21 protein-coding genes and 1 riboswitch are annotated in these 19,069 nt (G+C 63.3%); of the genes, 15 read left to right on the top strand and 6 right to left on the bottom strand.

Features of this window, described 5'->3' with window-relative positions; genetic code table 11:
* Nucleotides 1–10 precede the first annotated feature (10 nt).
* A riboswitch (TPP riboswitch) is annotated at nucleotides 11–118 on the top strand.
* Nucleotides 119–155: 37 nt separating this feature from the next.
* The 4 genes from thiC to RQP55_RS02855 all read left to right on the top strand — a co-directional run bounded on the left by thiC (nucleotide 156) and on the right by RQP55_RS02855 (nucleotide 4,133).
* Nucleotides 156–2,015: a phosphomethylpyrimidine synthase ThiC gene (gene thiC / locus RQP55_RS02870; RefSeq protein ID WP_315608680.1), complete on the top strand. Its 1,860-nt coding sequence runs from the start codon at nucleotides 156–158 to the stop codon at nucleotides 2,013–2,015.
* A gap of 98 nt (nucleotides 2,016–2,113) precedes the next feature.
* Nucleotides 2,114–2,548: a hypothetical protein gene (locus RQP55_RS02865; protein WP_315608679.1), complete on the top strand. Its 435-nt coding sequence runs from the start codon at nucleotides 2,114–2,116 to the stop codon at nucleotides 2,546–2,548.
* 505 nt (nucleotides 2,549–3,053) lie between these two features.
* The gene (locus RQP55_RS02860; protein WP_315608678.1) at nucleotides 3,054–3,527 is read left to right on the top strand and encodes a hypothetical protein; all 474 of its coding nucleotides are present in this window, start codon (nucleotides 3,054–3,056) and stop codon (nucleotides 3,525–3,527) included.
* Between the two features lie 138 nt (nucleotides 3,528–3,665).
* Nucleotides 3,666–4,133, top strand: coding sequence for a PLAT/LH2 domain-containing protein (locus tag RQP55_RS02855; RefSeq protein WP_315608677.1), 468 nt, complete (start codon nucleotides 3,666–3,668; stop codon nucleotides 4,131–4,133).
* A gap of 9 nt (nucleotides 4,134–4,142) precedes the next feature.
* On the opposite strand, the gene RQP55_RS02850 is transcribed toward RQP55_RS02855, so the two are convergent.
* The 3 genes from RQP55_RS02850 to RQP55_RS02840 form a co-directional block, all read right to left on the bottom strand.
* Nucleotides 4,143–4,604: a YaiI/YqxD family protein gene (locus RQP55_RS02850; protein ID WP_315608676.1), complete on the bottom strand. Its 462-nt coding sequence runs from the start codon at nucleotides 4,602–4,604 to the stop codon at nucleotides 4,143–4,145.
* Nucleotides 4,605–4,617: 13 nt separating this feature from the next.
* The gene (locus RQP55_RS02845) at nucleotides 4,618–4,749 is read right to left on the bottom strand and encodes a hypothetical protein (protein WP_315608675.1); all 132 of its coding nucleotides are present in this window, start codon (nucleotides 4,747–4,749) and stop codon (nucleotides 4,618–4,620) included.
* Nucleotides 4,750–4,826: 77 nt separating this feature from the next.
* A complete protein-coding gene (locus RQP55_RS02840; RefSeq protein ID WP_315608674.1) occupies nucleotides 4,827–5,135 on the bottom strand; it encodes an alkylphosphonate utilization protein in 309 nt (102 codons plus the stop codon).
* 113 nt (nucleotides 5,136–5,248) lie between these two features.
* On the opposite strand from RQP55_RS02840, the gene RQP55_RS02835 reads away from it, so the two are divergent.
* Together RQP55_RS02835 and RQP55_RS02830 are read left to right on the top strand one after the other, a co-directional pair.
* The gene (locus RQP55_RS02835; protein WP_315608673.1) at nucleotides 5,249–5,605 is read left to right on the top strand and encodes a hypothetical protein; all 357 of its coding nucleotides are present in this window, start codon (nucleotides 5,249–5,251) and stop codon (nucleotides 5,603–5,605) included.
* Complete coding sequence (locus RQP55_RS02830; RefSeq protein WP_315608672.1) at nucleotides 5,605–6,201, top strand: GNAT family N-acetyltransferase; 597 nt, start codon at nucleotides 5,605–5,607, stop codon at nucleotides 6,199–6,201. The genes RQP55_RS02835 and RQP55_RS02830 overlap by 1 nt, the downstream gene beginning before the upstream one ends.
* Here RQP55_RS02830 and RQP55_RS02825 read toward each other — a convergent pair.
* On the bottom strand, nucleotides 6,198–7,394 hold the full coding sequence (locus tag RQP55_RS02825) for a M20 family metallopeptidase (RefSeq protein ID WP_315608671.1): 1,197 nt from the start codon (nucleotides 7,392–7,394) through the stop codon (nucleotides 6,198–6,200). The two genes, RQP55_RS02830 and RQP55_RS02825, sit on opposite strands and share 4 nt — an antisense overlap.
* A gap of 31 nt (nucleotides 7,395–7,425) precedes the next feature.
* Nucleotides 7,426–8,334, bottom strand: coding sequence for a CDP-alcohol phosphatidyltransferase family protein (locus tag RQP55_RS02820; protein ID WP_315608670.1), 909 nt, complete (start codon nucleotides 8,332–8,334; stop codon nucleotides 7,426–7,428).
* A 339-nt stretch (nucleotides 8,335–8,673) separates the two neighbouring features.
* On the opposite strand from RQP55_RS02820, the gene RQP55_RS02815 reads away from it, so the two are divergent.
* Entirely contained in the window at nucleotides 8,674–9,774 is a 1,101-nt protein-coding gene (locus RQP55_RS02815; protein WP_315608669.1) for an inositol-3-phosphate synthase, read from the top strand.
* Nucleotides 9,775–9,842: 68 nt separating this feature from the next.
* Entirely contained in the window at nucleotides 9,843–10,583 is a 741-nt protein-coding gene (locus RQP55_RS02810; RefSeq protein WP_315608668.1) for an NTP transferase domain-containing protein, read from the top strand.
* Here the strand turns inward: RQP55_RS02810 and RQP55_RS02805 are convergent.
* Nucleotides 10,580–11,083 carry a DUF2141 domain-containing protein gene (locus tag RQP55_RS02805; RefSeq protein ID WP_315608667.1) on the bottom strand — a complete coding sequence of 168 codons (504 nt, stop codon included), beginning with the start codon at nucleotides 11,081–11,083 and terminating at the stop codon, nucleotides 10,580–10,582. The two genes, RQP55_RS02810 and RQP55_RS02805, sit on opposite strands and share 4 nt — an antisense overlap.
* A gap of 399 nt (nucleotides 11,084–11,482) precedes the next feature.
* Between RQP55_RS02805 and rpe the strand changes: the two genes are divergently transcribed.
* The 7 genes from rpe (at nucleotide 11,483) to dxs (ending at nucleotide 19,065) form a co-directional block, all read left to right on the top strand.
* Nucleotides 11,483–12,151 (top strand): ribulose-phosphate 3-epimerase, encoded by a 669-nt coding sequence (gene rpe / locus RQP55_RS02800; protein WP_315608666.1) that lies wholly within the window; start codon nucleotides 11,483–11,485, stop codon nucleotides 12,149–12,151.
* Nucleotides 12,148–14,010 (top strand): heparinase II/III-family protein, encoded by a 1,863-nt coding sequence (locus RQP55_RS02795; protein WP_315608665.1) that lies wholly within the window; start codon nucleotides 12,148–12,150, stop codon nucleotides 14,008–14,010. The genes rpe and RQP55_RS02795 overlap by 4 nt, the downstream gene beginning before the upstream one ends.
* An 8-nt stretch (nucleotides 14,011–14,018) precedes the next feature.
* The gene (gene purH / locus RQP55_RS02790) at nucleotides 14,019–15,608 is read left to right on the top strand and encodes a bifunctional phosphoribosylaminoimidazolecarboxamide formyltransferase/IMP cyclohydrolase (protein WP_315608664.1); all 1,590 of its coding nucleotides are present in this window, start codon (nucleotides 14,019–14,021) and stop codon (nucleotides 15,606–15,608) included.
* Nucleotides 15,609–15,741: 133 nt separating this feature from the next.
* On the top strand, nucleotides 15,742–15,906 hold the full coding sequence (locus tag RQP55_RS02785; protein WP_315608663.1) for a hypothetical protein: 165 nt from the start codon (nucleotides 15,742–15,744) through the stop codon (nucleotides 15,904–15,906).
* 38 nt (nucleotides 15,907–15,944) lie between these two features.
* A complete protein-coding gene (gene msrA / locus RQP55_RS02780) occupies nucleotides 15,945–16,580 on the top strand; it encodes a peptide-methionine (S)-S-oxide reductase MsrA (protein WP_410000256.1) in 636 nt (211 codons plus the stop codon).
* A 20-nt stretch (nucleotides 16,581–16,600) separates the two neighbouring features.
* Complete coding sequence (locus tag RQP55_RS02775; protein WP_315608662.1) at nucleotides 16,601–17,062, top strand: Fur family transcriptional regulator; 462 nt, start codon at nucleotides 16,601–16,603, stop codon at nucleotides 17,060–17,062.
* Between the two features lie 80 nt (nucleotides 17,063–17,142).
* Nucleotides 17,143–19,065, top strand: coding sequence for a 1-deoxy-D-xylulose-5-phosphate synthase (dxs, locus tag RQP55_RS02770; protein ID WP_315608661.1), 1,923 nt, complete (start codon nucleotides 17,143–17,145; stop codon nucleotides 19,063–19,065).
* Nucleotides 19,066–19,069 lie beyond the last annotated feature (4 nt).

Below are 19,069 nucleotides of genomic sequence, written 5' to 3'. Positions count from 1 at the left end.
CCCTATTACCCATCTACCCCCGGGGAGCGTGCTCACGCTGAGAGGGGCGGTTAGCATCGCCCGACCCGTCGAACCTGAACCCGTTAGCACGGGCGGAGGGAGTGGTTGGCCGTTTCCGCCTGCGCTCCGCTTTCGCCTTTGAAGGAGCGTTTCGCATGGCCGACATCAACAGCAAGCTCGAAATCGGCGTCACCACCGGCCCCATTCGCGGCTCGAAGAAGGTCCACGTTGGCCCGCTTGGCGTTGCCATGCGCGAAATCCACCTGGAACCCGGCAGCGGTGAGCCGCCGGTCCGGGTCTATGACACCTCCGGCCCCTATACCGATCCGAACGCGACCATCGATATCGCCAAGGGCCTGCCCGAACTGCGGCGCGAATGGATCCGGGCGCGCGGCGATGTGGAGGAAGTGACCCAGCGTGAGGTCAAGCCAGAGGATAACGGCCAGCTCGGCCCGGATCGCTCGGGCGGCGTGCCCCCATTCCCCAATGTCCGCCGCACCGTGCTGCGCGCAAAGCCCGGCGCGAATGTCAGCCAGATGCATTATGCCCGCCGCGGCATCATCACGCCCGAGATGGAATATGTCGCCACCCGCGAAAATCTGGGGCGCGAGATGCTGCGCGAATATACCCGCGACGGGCAAAGCTATGGCGCCGCGATCCCGGACTATGTGACCCCTGAATTCGTCCGCGATGAAGTGGCCCGCGGGCGCGCGATCATCCCCAACAACATCAACCACCCTGAATCAGAGCCGATGGCCATCGGCCGCAACTTCCTGGTCAAGATCAACGCCAATATCGGCAATTCGGCGGTCGCCTCCGACGTTGCCTCCGAAGTCGACAAGATGGTCTGGTCGATCCGCTGGGGCGCGGACACCGTGATGGACCTCTCGACGGGCCGCAACATCCACGACACCCGCGAATGGATCATCCGCAACAGCCCCGTGCCGATCGGCACCGTGCCGATCTATCAGGCGCTGGAAAAGGTTGGCGGCATTGCCGAAGACCTGACCTGGGAGGTGTTCCGCGATACCCTGATCGAACAGGCCGAACAGGGCGTGGACTATTTCACGATCCACGCCGGGGTGCGCCTGCCCTATGTGCCGCTGGCCGCCAAGCGCGTTACCGGCATCGTCAGCCGCGGCGGCAGCATCATGGCCAAGTGGTGCCTGGCGCATCACAAGGAATCGTTCCTCTATGAACGGTTTGACGAAATTACCGAGATCATGAAGGCCTATGACATCGCCTATTCACTGGGCGATGGCCTGCGCCCCGGATCGATCGCCGATGCCAACGACGAAGCCCAGTTTGCTGAGCTTTACACCCTGGGCGAGCTGACCCACCGCGCCTGGAAGGAAGACGTCCAGGTGATGATCGAGGGCCCCGGCCACGTGCCGATGCACAAGATCAAGGAGAACATGGACAAGCAGCTTGAGGTCTGCGGCGAAGCGCCGTTCTACACCCTCGGGCCGCTCGTCACCGATATCGCCCCGGGCTATGACCACATCACCAGCGGCATCGGCGCGGCGATGATCGGGTGGTACGGCACGGCCATGCTTTGCTACGTCACGCCCAAGGAGCACCTCGGCCTGCCCGACCGCGATGACGTGAAGACCGGCGTGGTCACCTACAAGCTGGCCGCCCACGCGGCTGACCTTGCGAAGGGCCACCCGGCCGCCCAAGTGCGCGACAATGCGCTCAGCAAGGCCCGCTTTGAATTCCGCTGGCGCGACCAGTTCAACCTGTCGCTCGATCCCGACACGGCCGAGCAATACCACGACCAGACCCTGCCGGCCGAAGGCGCCAAGTCAGCCCACTTCTGCTCGATGTGCGGGCCCAAGTTCTGCTCGATGAAGATCAGCCAGGAAGTGCGCGACTTTGCCAAGCTCCAGAACCAGGACAGCACCACCTTCGTCGCCGCCGAAGAGGCCGAGGCCGGCATGGCCGAAATGAGCAAGGTCTACGACGCGACCGGGCGGGAGCTCTATATGGGGGCCGGGGATCGGGAGCACGATTGAGGGCGCGGCCCAAACCGCCAGTGACGACCCAACCGGTTGTCAGGCCCAAAGTATTGATATAGATTGCCAATCCTCTCCATATCAGAGGGGTGCGGAAAATGGGAGAGCGCGATCGCGCGCGGGGATCTCGACAGTCCAGCGCGCCGGACCGTGCGCTCCGTGCGCTGGCGATCGCTCTCGCCGCATCGCTGGTTATCGGCGCCAAGCCCGCATCCGACTTTGCCGGGGCGACAACCCGAAAAGCGGTTGCCGCCCTGGCGAGCCGTGGCCAACTGGTGAAGATTTATCTGTTCCCCCGCGAAGTCGGCGGACCAGACAATGTTTACAACGTAGCCTGGGTACCTCCAGACGCAGTCCCCCGGCTTCAGGCGGTGACGGACGAAGTCGTTGCACTGTACCATCAGGGCAAGGTCAACCAGTTGGACGTGCTCCCCGGCTACATCGGCAATAGCCGCATCCCCTGCCGCATCCGCTACATCGCCACCCACAAGACTGGACCACACAAGCTGGATCGCGTTGTTAAGATCTGGTGAAAAGCTTGGCTGCGTTGATGTGAAGCCATCCGCATCGCGGCCAGAAGCGCAGCGCCGATCAAGCCGGCGCTCGGCGCATTTTCCTACACCCCCGCCGCCTGCTAGGTTCACCCCCTGCTCTTTCGAATTGTTGATCGGCGTTGCCTGACCGGCCCGGGAGTTTTTATTTTCCCGGCAGCGCGGCAACCGGTGAATGGGCCGCTGCGCCGCAGAATTCTGCCGCTTCGGGCCGGTTGGAAAAAGTGGACTCAGTGTGCACTCTGTCCACTTTTTCCGGCCGGCCGGGGGCGCCCGGGAAAGACTAGATCGGAATCGGAGGCAACTGCGCCCTTGCGCCATGCGGCCGCGGGCTGGCGGAACGCGGGCCGCCGCCCATGCCCATATCGGGGCCCGCGGCGGGCGATATGGCTCCAACATGGATCGGGCTGCGCTGGGGCCAGGTGCGCGCCTGTGCCAGCTTGCGGATCGGTCCGCATCGGGGCGCGACCGGGATGGAGGCAGCCTTATGGGAATTACGGTTGGGTTTCTCGTCAAGCACGTCAGGCCGTATGGCACCGGATACAATGCCTATTGCAGCCAGGACCTGATCGACATTCTTTTTTCGCTGAATTTCACGGCGGCAGAGGTGATCGGGATCCTGGCCGACTGGTACCAGGTCAGCCAGGCCAATCCGATGGGCCAGTCCAATCGCTTTGTCGCCGCGGCCAAGGCTGTGGCCAAGGCCCGCTGGGCCGAACTTTACCCGACGGACATGAGCACGGTGATGTTCCTTGATCACACCCAGCTCGCCGCGCTGAGCCAGGCCGGCGAGAACGCCGGTGCCAACCAGCAGTTCACCTGGAACAGTGGGGGCAACCTGCCGATCTGCGTAACGATCAACCGCCATAGTGATGCCAGTCATGTCCGCTGGAACGCCACTGGCTGCACGGCCAAAACCGACCTGCATGGCAACGTCACCCATTTCGTGGCCCTGGCCTGAACCACGCCGTCTTTGCCGCGACCACGAAGGCGGGCGCTTTGGCTTCGTGAATCCATTTAGTAGGTATAATTACTTGCTTTTCAAAAGGATCTGGGATTACCTGCCCCGATACCGATGCCACGGGGAGGGCGCAGTGCCATGACCAAGATGACCTACCGCGTTTATGTGAAGACGTCCGATGATTCCAAGGCCGGAACCAACGAGGACGTCTGGTGCCAGCTGATCGGCACCCAGGGTGAAACCGCCGTCTGCCACTTCGACATCGGGGGTTACAACGATTTCGAAAAGGGCGACTCGCAGGGCTATGTCATCATGGACGATGACATTGGTGAACTGACCCATATCCAGTTCGCGCTGACCGCAGAGGGCAGCTATGCCGGAGAAGTCTCGCTGACCGTGGCCGGTGATTTCAAGGGCGCTTCGGCCGGGGTCGAATTTGGCAATGTCGAACGCTGGAAATCACAGCACCACAGCCCGATGTGGAAATTGGATCACGCCCGGGTCCACGCCTACCTGCTGGCCGACCTTGTCGAAGTACAGCGCGCAGTCTTTACCGCAGACCGATGGGTCGCCCCCGGCAACGTGATCAGAATCAGCAAGGACTGATACCGGCGGCTAGCCGCGGGCAAGCCGCGCCAAGGCCTCGTCCAGCGCCTGAAGAAAGCGCGATCGGTCAGTCTTGGCGAAAGGGGCCGGACCGCCGATCGCCTCTCCCCCGGCGCGCAGGTCGGCCATGATGGCCCGCGTCGCGATGGCGCTGCCGATTGAGGCGTGGGTAAAGGGCTTGCCCGTGCCGGAAATCACCGTGGCACCCGCCTTCAGGCAGCGATCGGCCAGCAGGATATCGCCGGTGATCACCACGGCGCGGGAATCGGCAGCTTCGGCGATCCAGTCATCCGCCGCATCGAAGGCGTCCGATACGGTGACGCGGGCGATCAGCGGGTGTTCGGGCACCCGCAGCCGCATGTTGCTGACCACATGGACCGGCACCTGGCGGCGGAAGGCGACCTTGTAGATCTCTTCCTTTACCGGGCAGGCATCGGCATCAACCAGGATGCGGATCGGCTGGGTCGTCATCGGCGGGCGGCGTTCAACGTTTCATGTGCTCCAACCCGGCGAGTACGCCCGGCTTGAGGCTGGGTTTGGAAGCGTTCGGCTTGGGCGGCTTTTCCGCCTTGGGCTTGCGCACTTCGCGGTTCGATTTTTTCTGGCCCTTGGCCATGGCAGGTTCCTTTGCGAGGCAGATTGCCCCGGCAGCGATCCTAGGCCTGTTCTGCCGGAACCCGGCATCAAATCGGACTAGCGCTTGCGAACGAATTCCGCGCGCAGGACCAGGCCCTTGATCCCGGGATACTTGCAGTCAATTTCCTGCGCATCGCCGGTCAGCCGGATCGAGGGGATGACGGTGCCCTGCTTGAGCGTCTGACCCGCGCCCTTGACCGTCAGATCCTTGATCAGCGTGACCGAGTCCCCGTCGGCCAGCAGGTTGCCAACCGCATCGCGCACTTCAACCGCGGATTCGGCCGCACGCTTGGCCGCAAGCTCCGAAGCGGGCAGCCATTCGCCGCTCTCCTCGTCATAGACATAGTCTTCGTCTTCACCGGCCATCTGTATGTTCCCCTTCGCCTGCCGCCCATGACAGGCTGCAGCCCGCAGCGCAACGGGCGTTGACAGCGGGCCGATCTGACCCGCAGTTTGCGCGAAACCGGGGAGACGCGACGATGGACGCAAAACTGCCAAGCGGCTGGAGCTGGATGCTGTGGGCCGCCGCTGCGTACAACTGGCTGGTCAGCCTGCCGGTGCTACTCAACACCAACCTTGGCACGAACGACAAGATCAGCGCCGTGCTGGTTGCTGCCTTCGGGGTGCTTTACGGCCTTGTCGCCAGCAACCCGGCCCGCCTTGCCCCGGCGTTATGGGCCGGGGTCGTCGGCAAGCTTGGGCTGGTCGTCCTGCTCGCCCCGTCCCTTGCCGCGGGCACTGCAGCACCGGGCACAGCCCCGGTGCTGGCGGGTGACCTGCTATTCACCCTGGGCTTCCTGGCCCTGCTGCTGGGCCCGGCGCGGGATGCAAAATGATGGATCGCACAGTCATCCGCCTTGGGCCGCAACACCGCTCCGCGGCCGTGGCGACACTCGCTGCGGCGTTCCAGGATGATCCGGCGGTCAGCTGGATCATTCCGGATGCGGCTGAGCGCACTCGCCGCCTGCCACGGATGTTCAGCTGGCTGTGGGATGATCACCAGCGCCACGGCATCGCGCTGGGCACACCGGGCTGCGAGGCAGTCACGCTGTGGCGCCTTCCCGGCAAGGTTCATCACCACGATCCGCTCTGGCCGCCCGAATTGCTGCGATTGCTGGGCATATTCGGCAGGCGAATCCTGCGGGCCAGCACGGTTGGCGGTGCAATCGGGGTACACCTGCCACCGGGCGAAGATTGGTACTACTTGCGTTATGCCGGAGTGCGGCCTGATTGTCAGGGCCAGGGGTTGGGCGGCCTGACCATCCGCGCCGGGATCGCCGAAGCGGCAACGGCCGGCAAGCCAGCCCTGCTGGAAACCGCGACCAGGACCAATGTCGGCATCTACCTGCGGCTAGGCTTTGCCGTGCATGAGGAGTGGGACGTACCGGCTCGGGGCGGCCCGCACTTCTGGTCGATGTCACGGGTTCTCTAGAAGCCGGTCGCCAGGAACCCTTCGGCCAATCCTGCCAGCAAAGCCGTGCCACGCGGCAGGACCGCTTCGTCCACCATCATCCGGGTGGAATGGATGCCGCAGCACGCGCTCCAGTCCGCGCCGTCCTCAGCCACACCAAGGAAGAACATCGCGCCAGGGACCTTCTCCAGCACATAGGAGAAATCCTCTGCCCCCATTATGGGCGCGTCTAGCGTCTGCCAGGCCCCTTCGCCAAACAGGCTGCCGGTCACCCGTTCACCAAAGGCGACAGCGCTGGCATCGCAAATCGTAACCGGGAAGCCCTCGGTAATGGTAACGTCTGCCACGAGCCCATGGGCAGCGGCAATGCCGCTGGAAAGCTGGCGCAGCGCTGCATGGAGTTGGGTGCGATGCCGGCGCGAAAGAGTTCGCATCGTGCCCCTGAGGCTGGCAAAGTCAGCGATCACGTTGTGCGCGGTCCCGCCCTCGATCCGCGCGACCGTGACCACGACCGGATCATGGGCATTGAACTGACGCGTAACCAGAGTCTGGATCGCTAGCACGATCTGACAGGCAACCGGGACCGGGTCCTGCGTCTGGTGTGGCATCGAGGCATGCCCTCCGGCACCTTTGACCACGATCTCAAACTGATCAGCCGCCGCCATCAACGGGCCGGCCCGGCCAGCAACCAGGCCGTGCTTGGCATTGGGCATGACGTGCAGCGCGAACGCGGCATCGGGCAAGGGATCGATCAGTCCGTCTTCCAGCATGAAGCGGGCACCATGATGCCCCTCTTCCCCCGGCTGGAACATGAAGGAGACCGTGCCCTTCAGTTCAGCCTGCCGCGCCGCCAGCACCCGCGCCGCGCCGGCCAGCATCGCCGTATGGGCATCGTGGCCGCAGGCATGCATCGCCCCCTCGACCTGCGATGCGAATGGCAGGCCGGTCTCTTCCGGCATCGGCAGGGCATCCATATCGCCGCGCAGCAAGACATGGCGCCCCGGCCCCGCCCCCCCAGCAAGTGTGGCGACAAGGCCGGTGGTTGACGGCCCCTCGCGCCAGGTCAGTGGTAGGTCGGCCAGCGCAGCGCGCACCTTGTCTCGGGTACGCGGGGTGTGGAGGCCAAGCTCGGGCTCGGCATGGATCGCGCGGCGCAGCGCGACAACCTCATCCGAGATCGCGCGGGCGGCTTCGAGCAGGTTAGTGTGCAGCATGACCCGATGATAGCCGCCCGGTGGTGCGCGTCTAGGCCCCGATCTTCGCGGCGATGCGCCGAGCTGCGGCATTGTGCATCAGCACCGAAACCACCAGCAGCACATTCAGCACCACGGCCTGGTAGAGCAGGTAATAGAGCGGCGAACCTGCGAACATCGACAGGCCCAGCACAATCGCGCGCGGATTGGGGCCAAGCACCTTGCACACGAACAGCAACGGCGGTGCCTCCGCGCGGACAGCGGCGGCGATCTCTGCAAGGCGGACGGGGTCACCCTTGGCTTTGTCGACCGCGGCATCGATCCCCAGCGCATGCGGGGTCATCCCGCTGGCAGCGTTAAGGTAGGCCGATACCAGCACGCCGAACAGGCTCTTGCTGGTGGCTGAATCCGACTTTCCGTGGCTGTGGCGCAGCCAAGGCGTGCCATAGACCCACCACTGGTACTGGCGGCGCTGGACTTCCACGTGGTTGGACTGAATCGCATGGCTGATTCCGGCGACCAGCATCAAGGCCCAGCCCGCACCGCCAGCGAAGGATCCGGCCTGGTGAGACAGCAGCCAGCCGAGGATCAGATAGAGCACGATGTGGCTGAGATAATCGCACAGGCCGTCAACCATCTCGCCAATCGGGCTGGAACGCCCGGTCATTCGGGCAAGGTCACCATCGGCACCATCGACCACGTGCCAGCCCATGTGCAGCGCCATGCCCAGGGCTGCGCCGACGGGCCAGGCAAGGTTTGCATAGACGATGCCTGCGGCGACGACCATCAAGCCACCAAAGACCGAAACCATGTTGGGGGTCAGCGGGGTAAGCGCCAGTCCGCGTGCCAGCTGCCAGGCCAACGGGTGGTAAAGGTAATGGTTGAGCGGATCCTGCAGCTCCCGCGGGCGTTGCGGCCTGGCCGGCTTGCCCTGCTTTACGACCGCCACGGCTTGTTCCACTGCCAACCTCGCCTTGTTTTGCATATCTTTGACCCAGCCCCCCTTAGCGGTGGAGGCACCTTTCTAACAAGGGCCCGACAGCGGATTTGCCACGCGCAGGAATGGTGCTATGCTAGTAAGCCTGCATTGCGCAGGTGCACATTTCGAATTTGGCGAATTTCCAAGCGGAAGTCGCCGAATTCGGGCCGGAAAACGGATCATCACGCCAGCCACAGCAGGGTGTTTGATCCAGCTATTCGGCTTGACCTGCGCCAAACTTCTTGCTTTTGGCGCGCGATTTCACAATGGCGCGGCCTTGTTTGAGGCCGCGCTGCGCCGTTCGAGAAGGATTAAAACCTAATGAAGCCGATCAAGGTCGCCATTATCGGTGTTGGCAACTGCGCCAGCTCGCTGGTCCAGGGGGTTACCTACTATCGCCAGAACAACTCCTCGCAGGGCCTGATCCACGACAAGATTGGTGGTTATGGCGCGGGTGATGTTGATTTCGTGCTGGGTGTCGACGTCGACGCCCGCAAGGTTGGCAAGGACATCGCCGAAGCGATCTTCGCCAAGCCGAACAACACCGCCGTGTTCCAGGCTGAAGTGCCGGCAACCGGCGCAAAGGTCATCATGGGCAAGGTCTCGGATGGCGTTGCACCACACATGACCACTGTCGGTGAAAAGGGCTTCATCGTCGCCAACGAAGCAGAAGCCGATCAGGCCCGCATCGTTCAGGCGATCAAGGATTCGGGCGCCGAAGTCCTGATCAACTTCCTCCCCGTGGGTTCGCAGGCTGCTACCGAGTTCTACATGAACTGCGCGCTGGAAGCCGGCGTGGCCGTCGTGAACTGCATGCCGGTGTTCATCGCCAGCAACCCGGAATGGGAAGCCAAGTTCCGCGCCAAGAACATCCCGATCGTGGGTGACGACATCAAGGCCCAGGTTGGCGCCACCATCGTCCACCGCGTGCTGTCGAGCCTGTTCGCCGCCCGCGGCGTAACGGTTGAGCGCACCTATCAGCTCAACACCGGCGGCAACACCGACTTCATGAACATGCTGGACCGTCAGCGCCTGGGTTCGAAGAAGGAATCGAAGACCGAAGCCGTCCAGGCCATGCTGGCTCAGCGCCTGGAAGACGAGAACATCCACGTCGGCCCGTCGGACTATGTTCCGTGGCAGAAGGACAACAAGCTGTGCTTCCTGCGCCTGGAAGGCCTGCAGTGGGGCAACGTGCCGATGGAACTGGAACTCCGCCTTTCGGTGGAAGACAGCCCGAACTCGGCCGCTTGCGTCATGGACGCGATCCGCTGCGCCAAGCTGGCGCTGGACCGCGGCGAAGGCGGTGCCGTGCTTGGCGCCTCGGCCTACTTCTGCAAGCACCCGCCGCAGCAGTTCAACGATGACCTCGCCGCCCAGATGGTTGAGGAATACATCGCTGACGCGGCTATCGCGGCAGAATAAGTCGAACCAACTGGTTCAAGGAGCGGCGCCGGTTAACCCCGGCGCCGTTTCTGTTTGAGGATACCACAATGGATGCCCTGATCATTGCCGCCGGCTTCGGCAGCCGACTGCGCGACGTTTCCGATTCCAAGCCGCTGACCCCGATCGCCGGCATTCCGCTGCTTGAGTTGGGCGCACGCCAGGCGAAGGCGGCCGGCGTCAAGCGCGTTGTCGTGGTCACCGGGCATGAAGCAGACCGGATCGAAAGCGCCTTGCCGGCCCTGGCCGACCGGGTGGGCATTCCGGTCGTGGCACAGCGCGTAGATGATTGGTCGAAGCCCAATGGCTGGTCCGTAATGGCCGGGTCAGACGTAATTGACGGCAATTACCTGCTGATGATGTCTGACCACATCTTCTCCGCCCCGATCCTGACCGAGCTGGCCAAGCAGCACGCGGCAGACCGCGGCGTGACCCTTGCTGTGGACTATGCTTGCGACAATCCGCTGGTCGATCCTGACGATGCCACTTGGGTCAAACTAGACGAACGCGGCTTCATACGTGCGATCGGCAAGACCATCCTGGACTATGACGCGGTCGATTGCGGGGCCTTTCTTGCCACGCCCGAATTGGCTGCCGCAATCCGGGCGGCGATTGCCGAAGGGAAGGCTGGCAGCCTGTCCGAAGGGATGCAGCGACTTGCCGATGCCGGTCGCGCCGCGACCATGGATATCGGCGCCGCCTGGTGGCTCGATGTCGACGATCCGCGCGCCTACGCCCTCGCAGAGGCTCAGGCCCCGCGAGAGCTTAGCGAAATCTACGGCCTGGCTTAGGGATACTTCATCTGGATCCGGCTGGTCAGGCCGGACTTCGGCACACTCAGGCGAACCGAGCGGAACTGCGGCAGGCCCGCCAGCGTCGCCGGGTTATTTGAGAAGCCAAAGCCTTCCGCCGGCAAGCCGAGGCCCGTACGGCCAAACCGGCCGTCGCCATTCTCGTCATGATAGAGTGCAACGGCATAAACGCCCGGCTTGGGCACAAAGATGCACCCGCGGGTCGTGCCGGCATTTGCATCGACCCGACCAACATAAAGCGAGCCGTGCTTGACCAGAAATTTTGACGGATTGTCAGCATAGAGCGTGATAGCCACAACGCCGTTGCCGCTTTTTACGCCGTCGGCAACGATATTGAGCCATGTTCCGCTGGCCGGACCAGTGCAACCTGCGGGTGGCGCACCCGGGGCGCTTGCCGCAATCGGTGCAGAACCAGTGGCTGTCGCGGCCAGAGCAGCAATTGCAAGGGCCGCGGCGCGGATACGTCGAGGCTGGATCATTGCTTCGTCATCCTGTCTGTAGGAGTATCGGCACGACCAAACGTCACCAGCAATGGTGCATTGTCAGCCATGTGATTGCCCCCAATTATGATTCGTCCGCTGAATAGCCGGTGAATTGGGCAATAATTGGGTCAGCACCTCGCGTTCGTCAACTACGTGCCCGGCATCAAGGTGGGTGATCGGATCCGCCCCGCCCAGTATCGCACCGTGCTGTGCCGCAGTTACACAGACAAAATGCGAACCAACTGCGCTGCCATCCCCGTCTCTGCATCCGCTTCCGGTCAATCACCGTAACCATTGCACGCTACGCCAGATACCGTGTGGAAAACGGCATCGGTCCGGTTGTCGCTACCAGATGTGGTGGGTAAGCGCCGGGAAAGGGAGGCCCCCGCCATCGCCATGCCCCAACCACTGATTTCACCGTCGATCCTCTCAGCCGATTTCGCCAGATTGGGTGAGGAAGTGCGCGCTGTCGATGCGGCAGGTGCGGACTGGATTCACGTCGACGTGATGGACGGCCATTTCGTCCCCAACATCACCATCGGGCCAATGGTGGTGAAGGCGTTGCGCCCACACACCGCCAAGCCGCTCGATGTGCACCTGATGATCAGTCCGGTGGACAGCTACCTTGCCGCCTTTGCCGAGGCCGGGGCCGATATCATCACCGTCCACCCCGAGGCAGGCCCACACATCCACCGCACGGTCCAGGCGATCAAGGGCCTGGGCAAGCTGGCCGGCGTCTCGCTTAATCCCGGCACCCCGGCCAAGATGCTCGATTACCTGATCGACGATATCGATCTGGTCCTGGTGATGAGCGTCAACCCCGGCTTTGGCGGGCAGAGCTTCATCACCAGCCAGCTTCGCAAGATCGAAGCGGTGCGCAAGGCAATCGACAAGAGCGGGCGCGATATCCGTTTGGAGGTTGATGGCGGGGTTGATGTGGAAACGGCCAGGCTCTGCATAAACGCCGGAGCGGATGTGCTGGTGGCCGGAACGGCAACCTTCCGGGGCGGACCCGAGCGCTATGCCGCCAATATCGCCGCACTCAAGGGTGCGGGCGGAGCATGAACGAAGCAATGGGTCAAAGCCGAGATCATGCTACGCTAGACGGCGCGACCATGCCGACCGAGACGGCCTTGGATTCAAGCTATGAGGGCCAACTCGGCGATTACAGCGCGGAATCGAAATCAGACGAGGTGGTGGAGCCGAGCCGTGCCCTGGCGCTGACCAATTTCACACCGCCCAGCCTGGGGGCGGGAGAGCGGTTCCTGCGGCTCGCTTATCGCCTGGGCGTCCCGGCGTCGACCCTAGCCGCGCCATTCCGCAAGCCCGCCAAGACCAGGCTGCTTGCCACCGTACTCAACCCGCTTCCTGGCCAGAAGATGGCAGGTACTGCGATCCGTGCAGGCCACTTCCTCGTCCATGGCGTCAAGGCCCCAATCGCGCAGATCGACTTTGCCGGCGCTGCGCGGATGGCCCCTCCGCTGGAGCGAGTGGTCCACTCTTTCTCTTGGCTTGCCGATCTTGAAGCCTCTGCCCCGCGCGAGCAGGTCGCGCCAGTGGCTGACCGCGTCTTGGCATCGTGGCTGTCTGCCAACCCCTCGCCTCCGTCGCGCGCCGGTAAGGGTCCCGCCTGGACTGTTGGCAATGCTGGAACGCGCGAACTCAATTGGCTGGTTCATGCTCCGCTGATCCTTTCAGGCAACGACAAGGCGCAGCGCGCGCGCGTTTTGGCGGCAATGAATGACACGGCCCGGTGGCTGGACAAGAATGTAGGCCGCGCTGAAGACCTGCTGGCCGAAGTTGCCGGGTGGTGTGGGATCGTAGCTGCCGGGCTGCTGCTGCCCGATGGCAAGCCCCGGCGGCTGTTTGGCGAGGCGGGGCTAATCAAGGCGCTTGGCGAACTGGTTGGCGATGATGGCGGGATCCTCTCGCGTTCACCGCTTGGCCAGGTTGAGGCCATCACCCTGCTGGTGCGATTACGCGCCTGTTATAATGCAGTCCGCCGCGATCCGCCCGCTGCAGTTGAGGCGATCCTTGCCCTGCTTGTTCCGCCTTTGCTGGCATTGACCCATGGCGATGGTTCGCTGGGGTCCTGGCAAGGCGGCTGGGCGATCGATGCCGCGGATATTTCGACATTGGTTGCGGCTTCAGGCGTGCGGACCCGCCCACTTCGCGATGTACGCCAATGGGGCTACCAACGGGTCGTCGCGCAAAAGTCGATCCTGCAATTTGATGCCGCACCGCCGCCACTAGCCAAGCACGCGCGGTCGGGTTGCGCCTCCACCCTAGCTTTTGAGTTATCGCATCAGGGTCAGCGCATCGTCGTCAATTGCGGCGGTGCAGCCTGTGCTGGAGGGATCATCCCCGTGCGGCTGGAACAGGGTCTGCGCGCCACCGCGGCTCATTCCACACTCGCCCTGGATGATGCCAATTCAACCGCCGTGCTGATCAATGGCAAAATCGGCAATGGCGTTTCCGAGGTTGAGGTTGATCGCAGGACCATTGCTGGCGAGAAACTCTCGGGCGCGACACGGTTGGAGGCCAGCCATAACGGCTATGTTGCCCGTTATGGCCTGACCCATCGCCGTATCCTGATCATGCGCGATGATGGAACCGAACTGCGCGGTGAGGACCTGCTGGTCCCAGCTGGCAGCAAGGCCAAAAGCGGCAAGGTAGCCTTTGCAATCCGCTTCCACCTCGGCCCAGGGGTTGAGGTGCGGTCCAGCGAAGACGGTCAAGGGGCTGGATTGGCCCTGCCCGACGGGTCTTACTGGCAGTTTCGTGCCGGTAGCCAAGTGACCGTCGAGGAAAGCATCTGGGCTGACGGCCAAGGTCGGCCGCAGCTGATCCAGCAACTGGTCCTGCAGGGCCTGGTTTCACGCGGCGGCGGCAACTTTGCCTGGCTGCTGAAAAAGATGGGATAGTATTGGAAATGAATGAGGTGACGATCCGCCGGGCGCTGCTTTCGGTGTCGGACAAGACCGGGCTGGTCGAACTGGGCCATGTGCTTTCACGCCGCGGGGTCGAACTTGTCTCGACTGGCGGTACCGCCAAGGCGCTGCGCGATGCAGGCCTGAATGTGAAGGACATCTCCGAACTGACCGGCTTTCCCGAGATGATGGATGGCCGGGTCAAGACCCTGCACCCCAAGGTCCACGGCGGGCTGCTGGCCGTGCGCGACAACCCCGAACACGCCAAGGCCATGGCCGATCATGCAATCGGCGCGATCGACCTGGTCGTGGTCAACCTCTATCCATTCGAGGCAACCGTCGCAAAGGGAGCGGAGCGCGACGAGATCATTGAGAACATCGACATCGGCGGCCCCAGCATGGTCCGTTCGGCAGCCAAGAACCACGCCTTTGTGACAATTGTTACCGACCCGGCCGACTATGCCGGCCTGTTGACTGAGCTGGAAGAAAACAACGGCGCAACCTCCTATGATTTCCGTCGTCTGATGGCCGCGCGCGCTTATGCCGCAACGGCCGCCTATGACAGCATGATCAGCCAATGGTTCGCCTTTGCCGATCAGCAGCAGCTGTTCCCCGAAACGCTGGCCGTGATCGGAAGCCGCGCCGAGGAACTGCGCTATGGTGAGAATCCGCATCAGCGCGCCGCGCTCTATGTGCCGCGTGGCCCGCATGGCCATGGCATTGCTCAGGCTCGACAGGTTCAGGGCAAGGAACTGTCCTACAACAATTACAACGATGCGGACGCCGCGCTCGAATTGGCCGCAGAGTTCCGCGGGCAGGACCCGGCCGTAGTCATAGTCAAGCATGCCAACCCCTGCGGCGTTGCCCAGGGTTCGAGCCTGCTCGAAGCCTGGACCGGCGCGCTGCAGTGCGATGACGTATCGGCGTTTGGCGGGATCGTTGCCGTCAACGCCCCGCTCGATGGGCCAACTGCCGAGGCGATCTGCCAGATCTTCACCGAAGTCGTGGTTGCCCCCGATGCGGACGAGGCGGCGATCGCGGCATTTGCGAAAAAGAAGAACCTGCGCCTGCTGCTGACGGGTGACCTTCCTGATCCGCGTCGCGGCGGACTGATGGTCAAGCCGATCACCGGCGGGCTCCTGGTCCAGACCCGCGACAACGGCGCCATCGGGCGCAGCGATCTGCAGGTCGTGACCAAGCGCGCACCGACCGAACAGGAACTGAAGGACTGCCTCTTCGCCTGGACCGTGGCCCGCCACGTCAAGTCGAACGCCATCGTCTATGCCAAGGATGGCATCACCGCCGGGATCGGCGCGGGCCAGATGAACCGGCGCGATTCCTCGCGCATTGCCGCGATGAAGGCGGCCGAAGCGGCAGAGAAGTTCGGCTGGGGGCATAGCCGCGCGGTTGGCAGTGCGGTTGCTTCTGACGCCTTCTTCCCCTTTGCTGACGGCCTTCTGGCTGCGGCCGAGGCTGGCGCAACGGCCGTGATCCAGCCGGGCGGCTCGATTCGCGACGAGGAAGTCATCGCCGCCGCCGACGCAGCCGGTCTGGCGATGGTTTTCACCGGGATGCGCCACTTCCGCCACTGAGCCAAACGGCTCACCGCAAGTCATTTTCGCTTCACCGCGCAGCTACGCGGTGAAGCGCAGTGTTCACTTGGAAAAAAGGGAAAACTCGGCAGGGAAGCTGTCGTTGACCGCTTTCGCATCCGGATAAAACCCAATGGGCCTTTTCAAGTCCGACATCTTCCGCTCTTTCGGCCTTGGCTTTGCGCTGGGTGCCGTTCTGCTGGTTGGCACGGTCTGGGCTCAGAGCGAAGACGGCATCAGTGGCAAGGTCATCCCCAAGGCAGAAGCCGCTGCGCCCATGCCAGACCGCACGCGTTGAGGCACAGGCCCCTCTTCCTATCGATCCTGCTGCTGTCCGTGGCATGTCTGCAGGTCCCTGCCTTTGCAGGCGAGGTCAACGTCCTCGCCCCAGCCGCCACCCATCAGGCAAAAGAAGCGCCGGGACTTAAGACTGCAGTCTTTGCTGGTGGCTGCTTCTGGGGGGTCGAGGCCGTATTCAGCCACGTGCTTGGCGTCAAAAGCGTGCTCACCGGGTATCATGGCGGCGCTGCCGCCACCGCAACCTACGAACGGGTCGGCGAAGGCGACACTGGTCATGCCGAGGCCGTTCAGGTCACCTATGACCCCGCCGTGGTTCGCTATGACCAACTGGTGCGAATCTTTTTTTCGGTAGTCGCCGATCCGACCCTGAAGAACCGCCAGGGACCAGATGAAGGGCCGCAGTATCGTGCTGCCCTGATACCAACCAATGACGAGCAGCGCCGCGTTGCAGGTGCCTATCTCGCCCAGATGAAAGTCTCTGGCGTCTGGCGCCGCCCAATCATCACCGGCATTGAGGGCTATCGCAAGTTCTATCCCGCGGAGGCCTATCACCAGGACTTCATGGCCAGGAATCCGCGCCACCCCTATATCCTGGCCTGGGACGTGGCCAAGGTCGAGGCGCTCAAGAAGCGCTTTCCGGGCTTTTACAAGCCGGACTTCACCCGGGGCTGAACCGCGCCTATATTGGCGCCATGGCAGGACATCACCACCACGACGAACATTCGGGCCCGGGCCTGGTCGAAGCTGCGCGGCTGGCGCTGGTCGACGCCGGCGAGCAGTGGACCGATATGCGGGCCGAGGTGTTTCACGCCCTTGCCGCCCAGGATCGCCCGGCCTCGGCTTATGACATTGCCGAAAATGTCTCGAAGGAACGCGGCAAGCGGGTGGCGGCGAATTCGGTCTATCGGATCCTAGACCTGTTCGTGAAAACCAATCTCGCCCGCCGGGTCGAAAGCGCCAATGCCTATATCGCCAACAGCCACCCCGGTTGCCGGCACGATTGCATCTTCCTGATCTGCGACGTTTGCGGTCGGGCCGTGCATATTGATGATGACAAACTGACTGGGTCGCTGGTCGAGGCCGCGCGCAACGCCGGCTTTGCCGATATTCGTCCGGTCGTGGAGCTGCGCGGCGTTTGTGAGCGTTGCAACTGAGCGGTCTGCACCGGTACTGCACCGATCCTGTCCGATAGTCTCAATCGACACCAACAATTCATGCGTGTAAGGCCCGATAAATGAGTCAGCCCCCCGCCACGCCCTTGCTGGATACCGTTGATGTCCCGGCAGATCTGCGCAAGCTTGCGCCCGAGCAACTGCGCCAGCTGGCCGATGAACTGCGGACCGAGATGATCAGCGCAGTAGGATCGACGGGTGGTCATCTGGGTTCGGGTCTTGGCGTGGTCGAGCTGACCGTGGCGATCCACTATGTCTTCAACACGCCCGACGACAAACTGATCTGGGACGTGGGCCACCAGGCCTACCCGCACAAGATCCTGACCGGACGCCGGGACCGCATCCGCACCCTGCGCCAGGGCGGCGGCCTGTCCGGCTTCACCAAGCGCAGCGAGAGCGAATACGATCCGTTCGGGGCGGCGCACAGCTCCACCTCGATCTCCGCCGCCCTGGGCTTTGCCATTGCCAACAAGCTGCAGGGGCAGCCCGGTAAAGGCATCGCTGTGATTGGTGACGGCGCGATGAGCGCCGGCATGGCCTATGAGGCAATGAACAACGCTACCGATGCCGGCAACCGGCTGGTGGTGATCCTCAACGATAACGACATGTCGATCGCACCGCCGGTTGGCGGGCTTTCGGCCTATCTTGCCAAGATTGTTTCCTCGCGCCCGTTCCTCGAGCTGCGCGAGGTAGCCCGCAAACTGTCACGCAAGCTGCCCGAACCGCTCCACCGCGCCGCGAAGAAGACCGACGAGTTTGCCCGCGGCATGGCCATGGGCGGCACCCTGTTCGAGGAACTGGGCTTCTACTATGTGGGCCCGGTTGACGGGCACAATCTTGATCACCTGATTCCGGTGCTCGAGAATGTCCGCGATGCCGCCGAAGGGCCGTGCCTGATCCATGTCGTGACGCAAAAGGGCAAGGGTTATGCCCCCGCCGAGGCCAGCGCCGACAAATATCACGGCGTCCAGAAGTTCGACGTGATCACCGGCGAGCAGGTGAAGGCAGTGGCCAAGGCCCCGGCCTACCAGAACGTGTTCGGTGAAACCCTGGCCAAGCTGGCGGAGAGCGATCCAAAGATCTGCGCAATCACCGCCGCCATGCCGAGCGGTACCGGCGTCGACAAATTCGCCAAGGCTCACCCGGAGCGCAGCTTCGATGTTGGCATTGCCGAACAGCACGCGGTAACCTTTGCCGCAGGGCTTGCCGCGCAAGGAATGCGACCCTTCGCCGCAATTTATTCCACCTTCTTGCAGCGCGCCTTTGACCAGGTGGTCCATGACGTCGCAATCCAGAACCTGCCGGTCCGCTTCGCGATCGACCGCGCCGGGTTGGTCGGCGCAGACGGCGCAACCCATGCCGGCAGCTTCGACATCACCTATCTTGCCACCCTGCCCAACGTGGTAGTGATGGCCGCGGCGGATGAGGCCGAGCTGGTCCACATGACCTATACCGCCGCCCTCCACGACAGCGGTCCGATCGCCTTCCGCTATCCGCGCGGCAACGGCGTTGGGGTCCCCCTGCCGGAGGTTCCGCAGCAGCTGGAAATCGGCAAGGGCCGGGTGGTGCGCGAAGGCACCAAGGTTGCCCTGCTTTCATTGGGCACGCGCCTTGCCGAAGCACTCAAGGCGGCCGATGCGCTGGAGGCCAAAGGCCTGTCGACCACGGTCGCAGACTTGCGTTTTGCCAAGCCGCTCGACGAAGAGTTGATCCGCCGCCTGATGGCCAGCCACGAAGTGATCGTGACGGTTGAAGAAGGCGCGATCGGTGGGCTCGGTGCCCATGTCCTGACCATGGCAAGCGACGAGGGCCTGACCGACGCAGGCCTCAAGATCCGCACCCTGCGCTTGCCGGACCTGTTCCAGGACCATGACAGCCCTGACAAGCAATACGACGATGCCGGACTCAATGCGCCGCACATCGTGGAAACGGTACTGAAGGCACTGCGCCATAACAGCGCCGGCGTGGAGGAAGCGCGAGCCTAGATAG

It is taken from the genome of Novosphingobium sp. APW14, assembly GCF_032337075.1.
GTDB lineage: Bacteria > Pseudomonadota > Alphaproteobacteria > Sphingomonadales > Sphingomonadaceae > Novosphingobium.
Note: the sequence above shows the minus strand (reverse complement) of the source record. Positions and strands in the feature narration are given on the sequence as shown.